General features: G+C 65.7%; 1 protein-coding gene. It reads left to right on the forward strand.

Features of this window, described 5'->3' with window-relative positions; all coding sequences use genetic code 11:
* Positions 1 to 973: condensation domain-containing protein (locus F0Q45_RS26205; RefSeq protein WP_262491198.1), on the forward strand; the 973-nt coding region annotated here is incomplete at both ends.

Raw genomic sequence — 973 nt, forward strand, 5'->3', positions numbered from 1 at the left:
TCAATGGCAAACTTGACACTCGCGCGCTGCCCGCCCCCGAATACGCCGACACCGACCGGTATCGGGCCCCTACCACCCCGGTCGAAGAAATCCTGGCCGGTATCTACGCCCAGGTACTTGGACTCGACCGCGTCGGGATCGAGGACTCCTTCTTCGACCTCGGCGGAGACTCGCTGTCGGCGATGTGCGCCATCGCCGCCATCAATGTCGCCCTAGACACCCATATCAGCGTGCGGACCCTGTTCGACGCACCAACCATCATCCAGCTAGCCGCGCGCACTACCGCTGGTTCGACACAGCTGACGCCGTTGGTGGCCCGTGAGCGGCCCGGCGTGGTTCCGTTGTCGTTTGCCCAGAACCGATTGTGGTTCCTTGACCAACTGCAAGGACCCTCGCCCGTCTACAACATGGCGTGGGCGCTGAGGCTGCGCGGTGTGCTTGATGTTGACGCGCTGGGCCGCGCTCTGGCCGACGTCGTGGACCGCCACGAACCCCTGCGCACGGTGTTCTGCGCGGTTGAGGGCATACCGCAGCAAGTAGTTCTGGCCACCGAACGGGCCGACCTCGGCTGGGATGTTATCGACGCCACCGCATGGCCGGCGGCTCAGCTGGCTGAGGCCATCGACGCCGCGGTGCGCCACAGCTTCGACTTGGCAACCGAAATCCCATTACGGGCACAGCTTTTCACGATCGGTAAGCACGAGCACGTGCTGGTGATGACGGTGCACCACATCGCCGCCGACGGGTGGTCACTGACCCCGCTGGCCGCCGACCTGAGCGCGGCCTACGCCAGCAGGTGCGCGAACCGCCGCCCCACCTGGACCCCGCTGCCGGTGCAGTACGTCGACTTCACGCTATGGCAGCGCGGCAACCTCGGCGAGCTGGCCGATCCGCACAGCGGCATCACCACCCAACTGCAGTACTGGGAAAAGACCCTGTCCGGCATGCCGGAACGCCTCGAACTACCCACCGA

It is taken from the genome of Mycobacterium simiae, assembly GCF_008370645.1.
Lineage (GTDB): Bacteria > Actinomycetota > Actinomycetes > Mycobacteriales > Mycobacteriaceae > Mycobacterium > Mycobacterium simiae_A.